Source organism: Alistipes sp. UBA6068 (genome assembly GCF_949428155.1).
Lineage (GTDB): Bacteria > Bacteroidota > Bacteroidia > Bacteroidales > Rikenellaceae > Alistipes > Alistipes muris.
The window spans coordinates 1-13,426 of record NZ_CASQFS010000010.1 but is presented as its reverse complement, the minus strand read 5'-3'; the positions used below and the strand labels follow the sequence as shown (position 1 = coordinate 13,426).

At 48.2% G+C, this 13,426-nt stretch carries 13 protein-coding genes and 1 tRNA gene; 5 read left to right on the top strand and 9 right to left on the bottom strand.

What is annotated here, in order from left to right; genetic code table 11:
* The first annotated feature begins 211 nt into the window (after nucleotides 1–211).
* Genes dxs through QVG21_RS06975 form a run of 3 tightly spaced genes read left to right on the top strand, consistent with a single transcriptional unit; the run spans nucleotide 212 to nucleotide 4,209 of the window.
* Complete coding sequence (dxs, locus tag QVG21_RS06985) at nucleotides 212–2,086, top strand: 1-deoxy-D-xylulose-5-phosphate synthase (protein ID WP_287923414.1); 1,875 nt, start codon at nucleotides 212–214, stop codon at nucleotides 2,084–2,086.
* Nucleotides 2,087–2,099: 13 nt separating this feature from the next.
* Nucleotides 2,100–2,939, top strand: coding sequence for a DNA adenine methylase (locus QVG21_RS06980; protein ID WP_287923411.1), 840 nt, complete (start codon nucleotides 2,100–2,102; stop codon nucleotides 2,937–2,939).
* Nucleotides 2,932–4,209: a type II restriction enzyme gene (locus QVG21_RS06975; RefSeq protein WP_287923409.1), complete on the top strand. Its 1,278-nt coding sequence runs from the start codon at nucleotides 2,932–2,934 to the stop codon at nucleotides 4,207–4,209. The genes QVG21_RS06980 and QVG21_RS06975 overlap by 8 nt, the downstream gene beginning before the upstream one ends.
* Before the next feature lie 12 nt (nucleotides 4,210–4,221).
* Here the strand turns inward: QVG21_RS06975 and QVG21_RS06970 are convergent, their stop codons facing one another.
* Both QVG21_RS06970 and QVG21_RS06965 read right to left on the bottom strand, forming a co-directional pair.
* On the bottom strand, nucleotides 4,222–4,512 hold the full coding sequence (locus tag QVG21_RS06970; RefSeq protein WP_287923407.1) for a hypothetical protein: 291 nt from the start codon (nucleotides 4,510–4,512) through the stop codon (nucleotides 4,222–4,224).
* A gap of 481 nt (nucleotides 4,513–4,993) precedes the next feature.
* Nucleotides 4,994–5,767, bottom strand: a complete 774-nt coding sequence (locus tag QVG21_RS06965) for a radical SAM protein (RefSeq protein ID WP_287923405.1) — start codon at nucleotides 5,765–5,767, stop codon at nucleotides 4,994–4,996.
* Nucleotides 5,768–5,997: 230 nt separating this feature from the next.
* Here QVG21_RS06965 and QVG21_RS06960 point away from each other — a divergent pair, with 230 nt between their 5' ends.
* Nucleotides 5,998–7,269: an aminotransferase class I/II-fold pyridoxal phosphate-dependent enzyme gene (locus QVG21_RS06960; RefSeq protein WP_251214407.1), complete on the top strand. Its 1,272-nt coding sequence runs from the start codon at nucleotides 5,998–6,000 to the stop codon at nucleotides 7,267–7,269.
* A gap of 306 nt (nucleotides 7,270–7,575) precedes the next feature.
* A tRNA-Gly gene (locus tag QVG21_RS06955) sits at nucleotides 7,576–7,648 on the top strand.
* 156 nt (nucleotides 7,649–7,804) lie between these two features.
* On the opposite strand, the gene QVG21_RS06950 is transcribed toward QVG21_RS06955, so the two are convergent.
* From QVG21_RS06950 to QVG21_RS06920, 7 genes are all read right to left on the bottom strand, one after another.
* Nucleotides 7,805–8,113: an Arm DNA-binding domain-containing protein gene (locus tag QVG21_RS06950; protein ID WP_287923403.1), complete on the bottom strand. Its 309-nt coding sequence runs from the start codon at nucleotides 8,111–8,113 to the stop codon at nucleotides 7,805–7,807.
* Between the two features lie 660 nt (nucleotides 8,114–8,773).
* Nucleotides 8,774–9,241: a HEPN family nuclease gene (locus QVG21_RS06945; RefSeq protein WP_287923401.1), complete on the bottom strand. Its 468-nt coding sequence runs from the start codon at nucleotides 9,239–9,241 to the stop codon at nucleotides 8,774–8,776.
* Nucleotides 9,242–9,317: 76 nt separating this feature from the next.
* Nucleotides 9,318–10,328, bottom strand: coding sequence for a leucine-rich repeat domain-containing protein (locus QVG21_RS06940; RefSeq protein ID WP_287923399.1), 1,011 nt, complete (start codon nucleotides 10,326–10,328; stop codon nucleotides 9,318–9,320).
* Between the two features lie 68 nt (nucleotides 10,329–10,396).
* A complete protein-coding gene (locus QVG21_RS06935; protein ID WP_251214431.1) occupies nucleotides 10,397–10,921 on the bottom strand; it encodes a hypothetical protein in 525 nt (174 codons plus the stop codon).
* 599 nt (nucleotides 10,922–11,520) lie between these two features.
* On the bottom strand, nucleotides 11,521–11,817 hold the full coding sequence (locus tag QVG21_RS06930) for a hypothetical protein (protein ID WP_251214432.1): 297 nt from the start codon (nucleotides 11,815–11,817) through the stop codon (nucleotides 11,521–11,523).
* 213 nt (nucleotides 11,818–12,030) lie between these two features.
* A complete protein-coding gene (locus QVG21_RS06925; protein WP_287923396.1) occupies nucleotides 12,031–12,279 on the bottom strand; it encodes a hypothetical protein in 249 nt (82 codons plus the stop codon).
* A 344-nt stretch (nucleotides 12,280–12,623) separates the two neighbouring features.
* A partial coding sequence (locus QVG21_RS06920) for a WD40/YVTN/BNR-like repeat-containing protein (protein ID WP_502871765.1) occupies nucleotides 12,624–13,426 on the bottom strand: 803 nt, incomplete at its 5' end.

Here is a 13,426-nt window from a genome sequence, read left to right as displayed (position 1 = left end):
ATTTTCGGCGAAAATATTTCAAAAGGCCCCGAAATCGCCCGACTTTTCGCAGCTTCAGCTTTGTTCTAAACATGCAGACGGAAATACCTTTCACGTTTCATCTTTCAACTTTTACCTTATTTATTCGTATCTTTACAGAAGATAGGCTGCGTCTCGGCAATGGCCAAATAAATTTGGCATTGCTCTCGACTTGCGCTATCTTTGCATATCCATGGCTGCGGACGAATACATATTACTGAACCGGATCGGTTCGCCGCGCGAGCTGAAAACACTCACGCAGGAGGAATTACGCACCTATTGCGACGAACTGCGCCGCTATATCATCGGGGAATGCTCGGTCAATCCTGGTCACCTGGCGTCGAGCCTCGGGGCGGTGGAACTGGCTGCGGCGCTCCACTATGTGTATGATACGCCCGAGGACAAAATCGTGTGGGACGTGGGCCATCAGACCTATGCCCACAAAATCATCACGGGACGCCGCGAAGCGTTCCGCAACAAACGCAGGCTGGGCGGAATCAGCGGCTTCCCGCGCATGGCCGAGAGCGAGTACGACGCTTTCGGCGGCGGCCATGCCTCGGTCTCGATTTCGGCGGCGTTCGGCATGGCCAAGGCGGCCGAACTGCGGGGCGAGAAGCGCAAGGTCGTGGCGGTCATCGGCGACGGCTCGATGACGGGCGGACTGGCGTTCGAGGGGCTCAACAACGCGGGGGCCAGCAAGAGTACCGACCTGCTGGTTATTCTGAACGACAACAACATGGCCATCGACCAGGCCACGGGCGCACTCAAAAATTACTTGCTGAAAATCTCGACTTCGGTCCATTATAACCGGCTCAAGCAACGCTTGTGGGGCGTGCTGTCGCATACGCCGCGCCTGCTGCGGCTGTGTCAGAAGATGGGCAATGCCGTGAAGCAGGGCGTGCTCAACAACAGCAATCTGTTCGAGAGCCTCAATTTCCGCTATTTCGGTCCGGTCGACGGGCACAGCCTGCCCGAGCTGGTGCGGACCCTGCGGGCGCTGCGGGCGATTCCGGGACCCAAACTGCTGCACGTGATGACGGTCAAGGGCAAAGGCTATCTGCCTGCCGAGCACGACAAACCCGTGTGGCACGCGCCGGGACGCTTCAACCCCGAGACGGGCGAACGCATCGTGGCGCAGGGAGCGGCGGCCCGCTATCAAGATGTGTTCGGCCGGACGCTTGTCGATTTGGCGCAGCTCGACCCTCGGGTGGTGGGCGTGACGCCTGCCATGCCCTCGGGCTGCTCGATGAACATGCTGATGCAGGCCATGCCCGAACGCTGTTTCGACGTTGGCATAGCCGAGGGCCACGCCGTCACGTTTTCGGCCGGACTGGCCGCGGCGGGGATGGTGCCTTTCTGCAACATCTATTCGTCGTTCATGCAGCGGGCCTATGACAATGTGATTCACGATGTTGCGATACAGAATCTGCCTGTGGTGCTGTGTCTCGACCGCGGCGGCCTGGTCGGCGAGGACGGAGTGACGCACCACGGATTGTTCGACATGGCGGCTTTCGGGACGGTGCCGTCGCTGACGATTGCGGCGCCGATGGACGAACGCGAACTGCGCAACATGATGTACTCGGCCTTGCAGGCGGGAGGGCCCTATATGATTCGCTACCCGCGCGGCAACGGAGCCGGAGCGCCGTGGCAGAACGAGCCTTTCGAGGTGCTGCCCACGGGCAAGGGGCGCTGCCTGCGCGAGGGCGGCGATGTAGCGCTGCTGACCGTCGGAACGGTCGGTCATGCGGCAGCGCGGGCTGCCGAACGGGCTGCGGCCGAGGGACTGAGCGTGGCCCACTATGATTTGCGGTTTGCCAAACCGCTCGACGAAGAACTGCTTGCCGAAGTCGGGTCACGGTTCGCCCGGGTGGTGACCGTCGAGGACGGATCGCTGCGCGGCGGTGTGGGCGAGACGGTCACGGCGTGGTTCAACCGCCACGGATTCAAGCCCTCGGTCCGTTCGCTGGGCGTCGGCGACGAGTGGATCGAGCACGGTACCCCGGCCCAGCTTTACGCCCTCTGCGGTTTCGACGAGGAGAGCATCCTGCGGGCGATACTTCAGCGATAAATTGTACCAGCCGATGGCGAAGAATAAACTTATAGCACCTTTCTTGAAATGGGTCGGAGGGAAAAGACAACTTATTCCCGAAATAAAAAGGCTGCTGCCGGATAATTTGGTCCGGTCGGTATATTACGAACCGTTCGTAGGCGGCGGAGCCTTGCTTTTTGAACTGCAACCTAAGCGTGCTGTTATAAATGACTATAACAGCGAATTGATCAATGTATATCAGGTCGTAAGAGACAATCCGGAAGAGTTGATCGCAGACCTGCAAAGACATGAAAATACGGCGGAATATTTTTATTCCCTCCGCTCTCTCGACCGGGAACCTGTTTTCGGAACGCTTACGGACATCGAACGGGCTTCTCGGATTATTTATTTGAATAAAACATGTTACAATGGGTTGTATCGGGTGAATAGTGAGGGACAATTCAATTCGCCATTCGGAAAATATAAAAATCCCAACATCGTAAACGAACCGATCATCAGAGCCGTCAGCAAATATCTGAACAAGGCCGACATAGAAATTCGCAATGAGGATTACGAACAGGTCCTGAACGATTTGCCTGCAAATGCTTTCGTGTATTTCGATCCTCCGTATCATCCTGTCTCCGAAAGCTCCAATTTTACGGGATATGTGCAGGGCGGTTGGTCTGAAGAAGACCAAATCCGCCTGAGGAATGTTTGCGATGCTTTGAATGCAAGAGGAATCAGATTTTTACTATCGAATTCTGCGGCCGGTTTTATAAGAGAAATTTATGCAGCGTATAATATTCATATCGTCAGGGCTTCCCGAGCTATAAATTCGGTTCCAACGGGGCGAGGACAAGTGGATGAGTTTTTGATCAGGAATTATGAGTAAATCGAAGAACGATATAGCGTGGGAACGTATTTTTGAGCGGTATCGCATTTTGGATAGGCTCGCGAATAACGAACGCGTTGCAATATCTTCCTCTGCAATCAATGAATTCAGGGAGGCCCGCTTGATGACGAAGTTCGATCATCGTTCTCAATTGCCTGAATTGTTCATTAAACATAAGCTGTCGATCCTGCCGACATCCAGAGGCACGTATGAAATCGGACCTTTTGAAACTTTTTGCGATTTCAATAAGGATGAAATCGAGGTCACGCCGATTGATTCCCCTGTTTTTTTGGATAGTATAGATTACAGGGACATGATCAACGAATCGATGGCAATAAATTATGCTTTTGCTTCCAGGATATTGCATGATTTTACAAATGAAGAAAATTTATTCCCGACAGTTTGCGGACGAATGAGTTCTTTGTTGTTCGATTTCACAATCAGTTCGGAACGAAAATCTTTCGATATACATGTTGAAAATTCGCAAGTTGAAATAGACGGAGGCTACGAAGGGGATGATTCTCTTAATCTTATCGAAGCAAAAAATTATATTTCCGATGATTTCCTGATTCGGCAGTTGTATTACCCATACAGACTTTGGAACGATAAGATTCGGAAACGGGTGCGTCCGATTTTTCTTACATATTCCAACGGTGTTTTTCATTTGCGAGAATATGAATTTGTTGTTCCCGAGCTGTATAATTCCATTCGTTTGGTGAAACACAAGAAGTATGCTGTTCAGGAGGGAATGGTTAATATGGAAATCATACAGAAAATTCTGAATGACACTCGAATTGCAGAAGAACCTGAACTCCCTTTTCCTCAGGCAGATAGCTTTGAACGGGTTATTAATTTGTGCGAATTGTTAAAGCAAAAGGGGTTTATCAGCAAAGACGACATCACTCAGAACTATGATTTCGATCGCAGACAAACGGATTATTATTCCAATGCAGGAAAATATTTGGGGTTGATAGAGTTCGTTCGTGAAAATGGACAAATTGGATGTTCTTTGACCCGAGCGGGTGTTCGTGTATTTAACCTGCCTATCATTGACCGGCAATTGGAATTCGTGAAGCTCATATTGGCTCACGAGGTATTCCGAAATGTTTTAAGACTATATTTCGACCGGGGGAATGTGCCGACCAAAGACGAAATAGTTGAAATAATGCACGATTCTCGATTATATAATATCGATTCTGAACAGACGTATAGACGCAGAGCATCGACTATTATTTCTTGGATAAATTGGATATTGGGCTTGATAGAATAATTTAAGATTGGATTATGGCTTGTACAAAACAACATCGTTACGATCCGCAGTATAATGATTTGCCGGTTGATCAGGGCGGAGCAGGCAGGCATCGTTGCGCAGGATGCGCTTATGAAAAGGGATATGCAGACGGTCGAGCACGCAAAGAACAATTGGCACTGGACTTGGATTTATTGCCCGAGAGCCAAGCAGGAACGGTCCGGCATAAGAGCCCCCATGCTGCTTATGCGGCAGGTTATTTGGAGGGAGTAAGAGATTCTTATAAATAAGAGAGACATTCTTTTTTGTTTTATTGTGATTCACAGGGGCTGCCGTTTATTATTTGCAGGAAAAACAGTATATTCGCACCGTAAAACCCGATGGGTTTCCAGCGTTCTTGACATATTCGTATCGTTATAAGCGATTGTATCTAAATCTTAAATTCTGGTAAAATTTTTGTCCACAGATACCATTTGCGTCCGGGAGGACGTGTGTTGTATTTTAGTGGACGAGGTTTACCAGAGCCTGAGATTATAAAATCGGCAGCGTCTTCCTCTTTTTGTGCTCTGCCGGATACGATCGGTCGGCCGGCAGCGGCGGGAAACTTTGTCTTCACTGTGTGCATGGCAAACGAGAGTTGCGTCACCCTGTCGCTGCACCTACGGTAAAAGGCAGCCATGCCCGGAATGGGGCAGGTCAAGGCTTGTGTCAGCGCGGCAGTGCCGGACGCGTATCCGCCGTATGGGTGCGGATACATTCGGGCCGGCGCACAGGCTGTCTTTTACCCCTTTTAATACCCGGAAAATCAAGCGACGGAGCAGGGAATCCCCAAGGCTTCGACCCGGACCGCGATGGTCTGCAACTCCTCGCGCGGCACCTTTTCGAGTGTCGGACAGGGGGTGTCGCGGTCGAGCGAGTAGACCATGACCTGCCGGGGGCGGATTTCGCCGACCAGCCGCAGCCACGCGGCGACCTCTTCCTCGGTGGTGTTGTCGATGGACGCACCGCCGCAAGTCCCCCGTAAGAACATCGTTTGCAGAATCATCCGCCCCTCGAACCGTTTCATCTGTTCGACCGTCTCACGAACCGTATAAGCCGCATTCTGCGGGTTGTTCATGCGCCGGACCGTTGCGTCGAAAGCCGAATCGAGTTTCAGAATATTGTTGTCTACGCGCAGCAGGGCCCGCCGCACGTCGTCGCGGTGGAGCTGTGTGGCGTTCGACAGCACGGAGACTTTGGCCCCGGGGCACAAGGCGTCGCGCAGGGCAAGGGTGTCGCCGATGACGGTCTCGAAGTCGGGATGGAGGGTCGGCTCGCCGTTGCCCGCGAAAGTAATGACGTCGGGGGGCGTGCCGTCGGCGACCATCCGGCGCAGGGTGGCTTCGAGCTGGGTCCGCACGTCGTCGCGGTCGTTGAAGCGCCGCGCGCCGGGATGTTCGGCGTTCCAGCCGCATTCGCAGTAGATGCAGTCGAACGAACAGAGCTTGGACCGGGTGGGCAACAGGTTGACGCCCAACGACAAACCCAGCCGCCGCGAGCGCACGGGCCCGAAAATGATGTCGGGGAAAAGCGATGTCATGATGCGAAATTAGCAAAATTCGGAACAACCCCCAAACCCTTTGCCGGGAAACGGGCGTTTCGTGCCGGCCGGTATGCCGAAACGGCTAAAATAAGTATAAATACGTATCCTCGCGCCACAAAAAACGGCTACCTTTGGTCATCGGTTCCGTTTTATTTGTATTTTTGCGGGGCCGCTGCCGAACAGGCACGGAAACAAGGACATACAAATTCCAAAATTACATAGCAGATATGGTAGATATTTTTGCACGCCTCGAAAAGAATGCAGGCGGACCTATCGGTCAGTACATGGGCTACGCCCACGGGTACTATGCGTTTCCCAAACTGGAGGGCGAAATCGGCCCCCACATGGTATTCCGCGGCAAGGAAGTGCTCAACTGGAGCCTGAACAACTACCTCGGTCTGGCCAACCTGCCCGAGGTGCGCAAGGCCGATGCCGAAGGCGCCGCCAAGTTCGGTATGGCCGCCCCGATGGGCGCCCGCATGATGAGCGGCCAGACGGTTTACCACGAACAGCTGGAGCGCGAGCTCGCGGCGTTCGTCGGCAAGGAAGACGCGTTCTTGCTCAACTTCGGCTACCAGGGCATGATTTCGATTATCGACTGCCTGCTCACGCCGCGTGACGTGGTGGTCTACGATGCCGAGGCCCACGCCTGCATCATTGACGGTCTGCGCATGCACAAGGGCAAGCGTTTCGTCTTCGGACACAACGACATGGAATCGTTGCGTCTTCAGCTGCAGCACGCTACCGACCTGGCCGAGGAGCAGAACGGTGGTGTGCTCGTGATTACCGAGGGCGTGTTCGGCATGAAGGGCGACCTGGGCAAGCTCGACGAAATCGTGGCGCTGAAAAAGGATTTCCAGTTCCGTCTGCTGGTCGACGACGCCCACGGCTTCGGCACGATGGGCGAGGGCGGCCGCGGTACGGCGTCGCACTTCGGTGTGGTCGACGGCGTGGACGTGCTGTTCAACACCTTTGCCAAGTCGATGGCCGGCATCGGGGCTTTCGTGAGCGGTCCGCGCTGGCTTATCAACCTTTTCCGCTACAACATGCGCTCGCAGCTCTATGCCAAGTCGCTCCCGATGCCGATGGTGATCGGCGCGCTGAAGCGTCTGGAACTGATTCGTCAGCACCCCGAATACCAGCAGAAGCTGTGGGAAATCGTGCGTGCGCTCCAGAGCAGTCTGAAAGAGAACGGGTTCGACATCGGCGTGACCAATTCGCCCGTAACTCCGGTCTTCCTCAAGGGCGGTGTCCCCGAAGCAACGAACCTGGTGGTCGACCTGCGTGAGAATCACGGTATATTCTGCTCCATCGTCATCTACCCCGTTATCCCGAAGGGCGAAATCATCCTGCGCGTCATTCCCACCGCGGCCCATACGCTGGAGGACGTCAAGGTGACTATCGAGGCGTTCAAGTCCGTGCGCGAGAAGCTCGAAAGCGGCTACTACGCCAAGTTGCCTATCCCCGTCCGCGCCGACGAGGGGTTCAAGGTCCGCTAAAAAGATTTCATAATAAAAATAGGTGAAGAGGATTGCCGGCTTCCGATTTCGGAGGCCGGCAATTTTTTCGGTTTTTAGGTGCGGCCCTTTTCGTTCGGCTCGTCGAATTCTATGTGAGAACAAGTTCGGCCTGCATTCGGTTTTGTTTCTGAGGTCTTGGGATGCTGTGTCCTCGGCCCGCCTTATTCGTCTTTTTCAGCCCCGGGGTTTCGTAATTTGTCCCCGAAAAATTTTGTCGTTTGATTTTTTCGGTTTATATTTGCAGTCCCAATAAGGAGGTTTCCTCCGGGTTTTGGGGTTTGTTTTGCGGAAATAGCTCAGTTGGTAGAGCACAACCTTGCCAAGGTTGGGGTCGCGAGTTCGAGTCTCGTTTTCCGCTCAAAGGGCCTTTGAAAGAGAGGGCAACAGAGAGTAAAAAACCTTATGTATCAATGATATGTAAGGTTTTTCGTTTTTGGGTTGTGGAGACCGAAGCAATGAAAAGCAGGTTTTTCGGGCTCAATTCGTGACCTGTTTTCGGGTTTTGAAAATTAGGTCACGATTTAGCCGTATTGCTTTGTTTTGCATCGAACAACGTATCGAAATTCACGGGAATATCCAACGCTTCCAACCTTTGAATCTTCTTGCGATAGCCTGCCAGCGTGTTGTCTATCTGACTTTGTAAGGTAGCACGTTCGGGGCAGTTTGCCGCTATCGTTTCCGTGTCTTTGTCCCAATAATGCGGCTCTACCGAAATGCCGAGCGAAACGGTTTTGTGGGTGCGTTGATGCGTAAAGCGGATTGCCAGCGGGGACTTGCCGTTTTTGTAGATGATTTCGTGTCGGCAGATTGCTTTGATTTTCATTTGTTTGCGCGTTAGGCAAACAGTGCGGGGCGCTTAGATTATATGTGTAACATTGCCTGTCCGAACCCCCTTTTTCGTGCTTTTTCAGCCATCCGAGCACAAAAAAAGCGACTGCGTTAAAAACGCAATCGCTTGATTTTCGAGCCGAAACCGAGATTTGAACTCGGGACCCCTTCATTACGAGTGAAGTGCTCTACCGCTGAGCTATTTGTGTAATATGCATAAAATCAGCATATTATAAGCGCTCTTCAATCCCGTTTTACTCGTTATGGGAAGTCTATGGGAAATAACCACCTCCTGCAAGTGAATAAAATCGTGTTATAAGTTTCTAATTGTCATTGCGTTAAGTTGTTGACTATCCATAGTCCAATATGTAGTGTTCTTTCATGATTGTGTAATGTGTTAATTGATAATTGTTTGAAGTGATAATGATAGATGAGCAGACCCCTTCATCTTTTCAAAAAAGCGAGGACAAACCTTGCAAAAGTGCCAGGTGTGTCCTCGTTTGTGTCGAGTAAATCGCGTGGGAAAATTTTCCCTCTCTCCTACTCTTTCCTTTTAAGAATGTAGTGTTGCTTTGTTATCTGGTAAAACTGCAAGGACAGACCCGAACAAAGCGGTTTATCATAGACCGTTTGTTCAAGTCTGTCCTTAATCAATTTATTTTTCTACCATCTTAGTTAACGCATGGTCTGCAACTTTAAGAACGAAATCTCTGAAATCCTCAAATTGAATGATTGCCTTGAATGTTACTTTTTTTTCGTTTCGTATATCAATGTCGTTGAAAGTAATTTTTTCGATGGGTTTGCTAATGCAAAGTGAACAATCGCATTCAAAACGGTTGTGTCCTATTGCATTCCGCAAATGTCTCGCAATATGTTTGACGGTCGGCTTGGGAGTGCATACCTCTATATCCCGAGGGTCGATTCCCCATTTTTCTTTTGTAATAATTTCGTTGGAAAGGTTATTGAGTAGTTGACTGGATTGAGGGATAATCAATAATCCTATACACGAATTGATAAATAAGGTTCTGGCATAGCTTTGTTGCAAGTCTGCCTTGTACTGGTCGTATTGCCTTAAAGCCTCCAAGGTGCGTTTTATAAACACAATGTCTTTTTCATGTGCCATAATTTCTTCGTTTTAGTTTCTCCTGCGATACTGAACCGTACCGCAAAAAAAGGGTTAATGATTTGAGTTTTTGTTCTTAATCGAAATCGTATCCGACAATTTGTGAAGCGTAGTTCCTCCAGCCCGATACAGCCTTGTATCTATTGACAGAAGCTCTCGGAACGTAGATGGTTGCGGAGTATGGGAAATGATAAATACCTTCTGTTAGATCTTCTAATTTTGGCGGCCTGGTTGGCTTGCAATAAATACTTTTCAGGCTGCTGCAACCGTAGAATGCACCCTCTCCAATCGACGTAACACCATCGGGGATGGTTACACTCGTCAGATTGATGCATTTGTTGAATGCCCCATATCCAATCGACGTTACGCTATTGGGAATCGTTACGCTTGTTAGGCTGGTGCAATAGCCGAATGCTCTGCTTCCAATCGACGTCACGCTGTTGGGAATTGTTACACTTGTTAGGTTGGAACAGTCGTAGAATGCACTCTCTCCGATTGAGGTAATGCCATTATGAATAACAATACTTTCTATATTGAGGCATCGTTGAAAAGCATTCGTTTTTATTTCTCTTTCATGAAAGAAAACCGTACCTTTTCCATTTTCGTAGCTATTGGTTGCAGATTTTGGATATTTTGAAATCGGGTTATTGTCGCATGTGGTGTAACTGAGTAATAAAGGAGTGGATTCACTTACTGTTGCAATTGATTTTATAGTTGTCGTTTCTTCCACCTTGGAGGGCGTTTGTGAATTATGCGATTTTGCAAACGGGTAACCTGCAAACGGGTCTTCTCCTGGATGATATTTCTTTTTTAAGATGATGTGGAATTTATGACGAGTAGGAAGAAACAGGACGCGGTTGGCTCCGATAAGTGTATGGTCGACTTCCCATCCCAATCGAGATAACATATTCAGAGTCTGGCCAAGATTTCTTCTCCCAATATAAATCGGTTTTCCATCGAACATCAATGTTGTTCTCAAGTGTCGTCCTCCACCGCGCTGGTAAAGGTCAAGATAGGCTGTTCTGGTTTGAGCGGAAACACTCGTGGCAATTAATATTGCCATAAGCATTATCAAAATTTTTTTCATGGACTTTAATAAATTTAAGGTCTATGTAATATGGCTTTGTAAAGCTGACAAATCAATAGTCTGAAAAGCTAATTTACATTGACTTGATATGCGTCGTTCGTGACAACGTAATTCACGAGTGTATTTTCGGGAATAACCAGTTTTTCGCCTTTTATACACAGGCAGAATAGGCAAGGCCAGCAAACCGTCAAACCAACACCGAGACCGACACCTAATGCCGTGCCTTTTCGGTCAGCCCCTTCCCGTATGAGATTCCCTTGCAGCATGATGTATTGCCCATCAATGGAATAGGTGGAGAGAAAATCCAATTTGATATAAGCACCTTTTCCTACGCCTTTGGCTTTTTGAATTGTGGCAGAAATCTCAACAGGAGTACCTCGTCGTATCAAAACATGCTGCCCGTTGTTGTCTTTAATGTCGGCATCCACAATTGCAGTTGGGACTGTTTGGGTTTTAGCGTTCGTATTGCTGTAAATAGCAGATGTAAGTCTGACAGGAATGTTCTTTCCATTAGGCAGTAGCACATGCGTTGTTTGGGCATGTACGCCAAATCCCATCGTGACGATAGCCACGAATAAACCAAGTTTCTTCATAGAAATGAAAGTTTAGAGTGCCGTACCAGCACCTATACGACTGTCAAATAAGATTGATTTGAGTAAACAGAAAGCGTGGTGCTGAAAACTTACTCAATGATTGCAGGTCGTAGGAAACCTTGAAGATTAAATAAGCAACAGCCCCACGCCTATACCCACGAATGGATATGACGCGGCAAGATGTTCGCCCATCCTCTCTTCTGTCGAATTTCCTACGTTCGCAATCAGAAAACAAGCTACACTTTCCGTGTATTCAATATGTTACTGCAAAAGTAGCATATTCAGCGGAAATTGCAAAACATCTTACTTATGGGTGCTGTTGCTGTTAGGATACCGCAAAGTTCAGTAAAACAGATTTTCCGTGCAATAGTCGGTAGTATGGATTCAGAAATTTGTTATTCGTAAATTGAGGGTAAGGATTTCAAGGTTAAGCGTGCAGGATTTCAGAAAATAACGTATTGCATTTGTTCCTTGCCCCTTTTTATCCGCTTTACGCCAGCATAAAAACAGAAAGGGGACATTGCCAAAACTTCATGGTTTTGCAATGCCCCTAATTACTGTAAGTTATGGTTTCCTTAAATGAAAGTGCGGTCTGTGTTTTACTCTCTTGCTATTTCCTGTATTACGTTGTCCATATAGATTGCCTGCCCGCTCGTCGTGCGTCCCCACCAATAGCAATCGAGTGCGTCGATTACCACTTCATTTTGTGCTTTGAGTTCTCGTGCCAAGTAAGGCGATACCAGCCACCACTCGAAAATTTCGTCTTCGGTATCGACGAAAGGATACATGTATTCTTCATCAATCTTACCTGCTCGGATAAGTTCCTCGACCACCTCGTTCTGTCCATAAAGCACATGCAAATCGGCTATGCGTTTCGCCCTTAATAGTGTGTCCATAATTCTTGTTTTTATACTCAGCAAGGGGAGGGGGCTTTTGTCAGTTACTTTGTTCGTGGGCAGTATATGAATAAAAAAACACGCTGGCTGTTTTTAAGTCGGCGTGTTCGGTTGGTGTATTGCTCTTTACTTTGCAATCATCCTATCTCTAATAATGGTTATGCAGGCCGTTGTCTTGCCATTGATTTTGGGCGTTGTCTGCTTTGCCTCGTATCATTTATCGAGGTCGCTCGCCTTTGCCGTCAGCTTTATCCCTAAATCATCATAAATGCCCTGCAACAGTTTCTTAACCTTGCTTTTGGCAATAGGGGTCTGTTTATGAAAGGTTATGTTTGCCAGTTTTACGATTTTATATTCGGTCGGGGCTGGCTGTCGTTTCATCAGTTCTCGTTTAATATTACTTACGTGGTATTTCATTGCTTGCACCTTGTCTGTTCCCAACTCGTCGTAAGCCTGTTTCACTAATGGATATTTTATCGCTATTTGAGCGCATAAATCCTCGTGGCTCTCCAGCGAAAAGAATGGCTTGGTCGTTTTCAGACGGTGGTATTCATCGAACAGGTCTTTGAATGTAACACGTGCGTTGTCGTTGTTCTCTATCTTCTCTATAATCTCGCTGAACGTGTGGCTGGTTATCGTGTAGCCGTTTCGTTGCAGTTCATTTGTAAGGCTTACATAGGTTCTGTAAATATGCCTGCATATTTTGAAATTGACTATCCCATCTATATACTTTGATGTACCAAGAATAATACAAATAAAAAGCGACCTATTAAGGTCGCTTTTTATCGTGTTATTGATTTGGAAGATTACGGCATAACAATCATCGCGAATATTCTATTTTGCAGTTCTTGACCATTTGGGTCTTTTACGTGCACCCATTCAGTCCATGTTTTGCCATCAGTAGACGTAGCTGCATATGTCGCGTATTGACTTGAATTCGCATTGCTCTGCATTTGTCCGGTAATTACAAACAATCCATTATTAAATGTAATGCAAGAAGACAAGCACATATAACCAGATACATTCGGCAACTGGATTAGTTCACAGGAAATGCCATCGGTAGATACATAAACATTTCGAGCAAACGTTGCAATAATCAATCCATTGCCAACTGCGATACCATGCACAGATGTAGGTACAGATGTATCCGATGTAGTCCATGTAATTCCATCCGGTGATATTGCGATCTTTCGATTATAAAAAGCTATAAATTTGTCACTCGTAGATAGTAGCGTATTGATACTGAACAATCCGCATGACACACCGTCGTTCCATGTTTTTCCATCCGCAGAGCTAAAACATTTATTGCTAAAATTTGCTACAAACGTACCGTTTTTGTAAGCAACTTTATCAAAGTACTGATTTCCATAGCTGACGATTGGTGATATTAAAGTCCAATCATCTCCATTAATAGAATATGCAATCTTACGTTCGCCACAGGTTACAAAAACACCATTTCCATATTGAATACTATGTATGTCATGATACATGCTACTTGATATAATCTGTTTCGGCGTCGTCCAATTCACACCATCAGTCGAAGTCGTGATATAGCCACTTGCCCCAACTGCTACATACTTTCCGTTCCCATACGCAATTGCATTCCACG

What these genes read in the sequence shown, in the direction of transcription:
- dxs (WP_287923414.1), top strand. Translation starts at nt 212, where the DNA reads ATGGCTGCGGACGAATACATATTACTGAACCGGATCGGTTCGCCGCGC.
- QVG21_RS06980 (WP_287923411.1), top strand. Translation starts at nt 2,100, where the DNA reads ATGGCGAAGAATAAACTTATAGCACCTTTCTTGAAATGGGTCGGAGGG.
- QVG21_RS06975 (WP_287923409.1), top strand. Translation starts at nt 2,932, where the DNA reads ATGAGTAAATCGAAGAACGATATAGCGTGGGAACGTATTTTTGAGCGG.
- QVG21_RS06965 (WP_287923405.1), bottom strand. Translation starts at nt 5,767, where the DNA reads ATGACATCGCTTTTCCCCGACATCATTTTCGGGCCCGTGCGCTCGCGG.
- QVG21_RS06960 (WP_251214407.1), top strand. Translation starts at nt 5,998, where the DNA reads ATGGTAGATATTTTTGCACGCCTCGAAAAGAATGCAGGCGGACCTATC.
- QVG21_RS06950 (WP_287923403.1), bottom strand. Translation starts at nt 8,113, where the DNA reads ATGAAAATCAAAGCAATCTGCCGACACGAAATCATCTACAAAAACGGC.
- QVG21_RS06945 (WP_287923401.1), bottom strand. Translation starts at nt 9,241, where the DNA reads ATGGCACATGAAAAAGACATTGTGTTTATAAAACGCACCTTGGAGGCT.
- QVG21_RS06940 (WP_287923399.1), bottom strand. Translation starts at nt 10,328, where the DNA reads ATGAAAAAAATTTTGATAATGCTTATGGCAATATTAATTGCCACGAGT.
- QVG21_RS06935 (WP_251214431.1), bottom strand. Translation starts at nt 10,921, where the DNA reads ATGAAGAAACTTGGTTTATTCGTGGCTATCGTCACGATGGGATTTGGC.
- QVG21_RS06930 (WP_251214432.1), bottom strand. Translation starts at nt 11,817, where the DNA reads ATGGACACACTATTAAGGGCGAAACGCATAGCCGATTTGCATGTGCTT.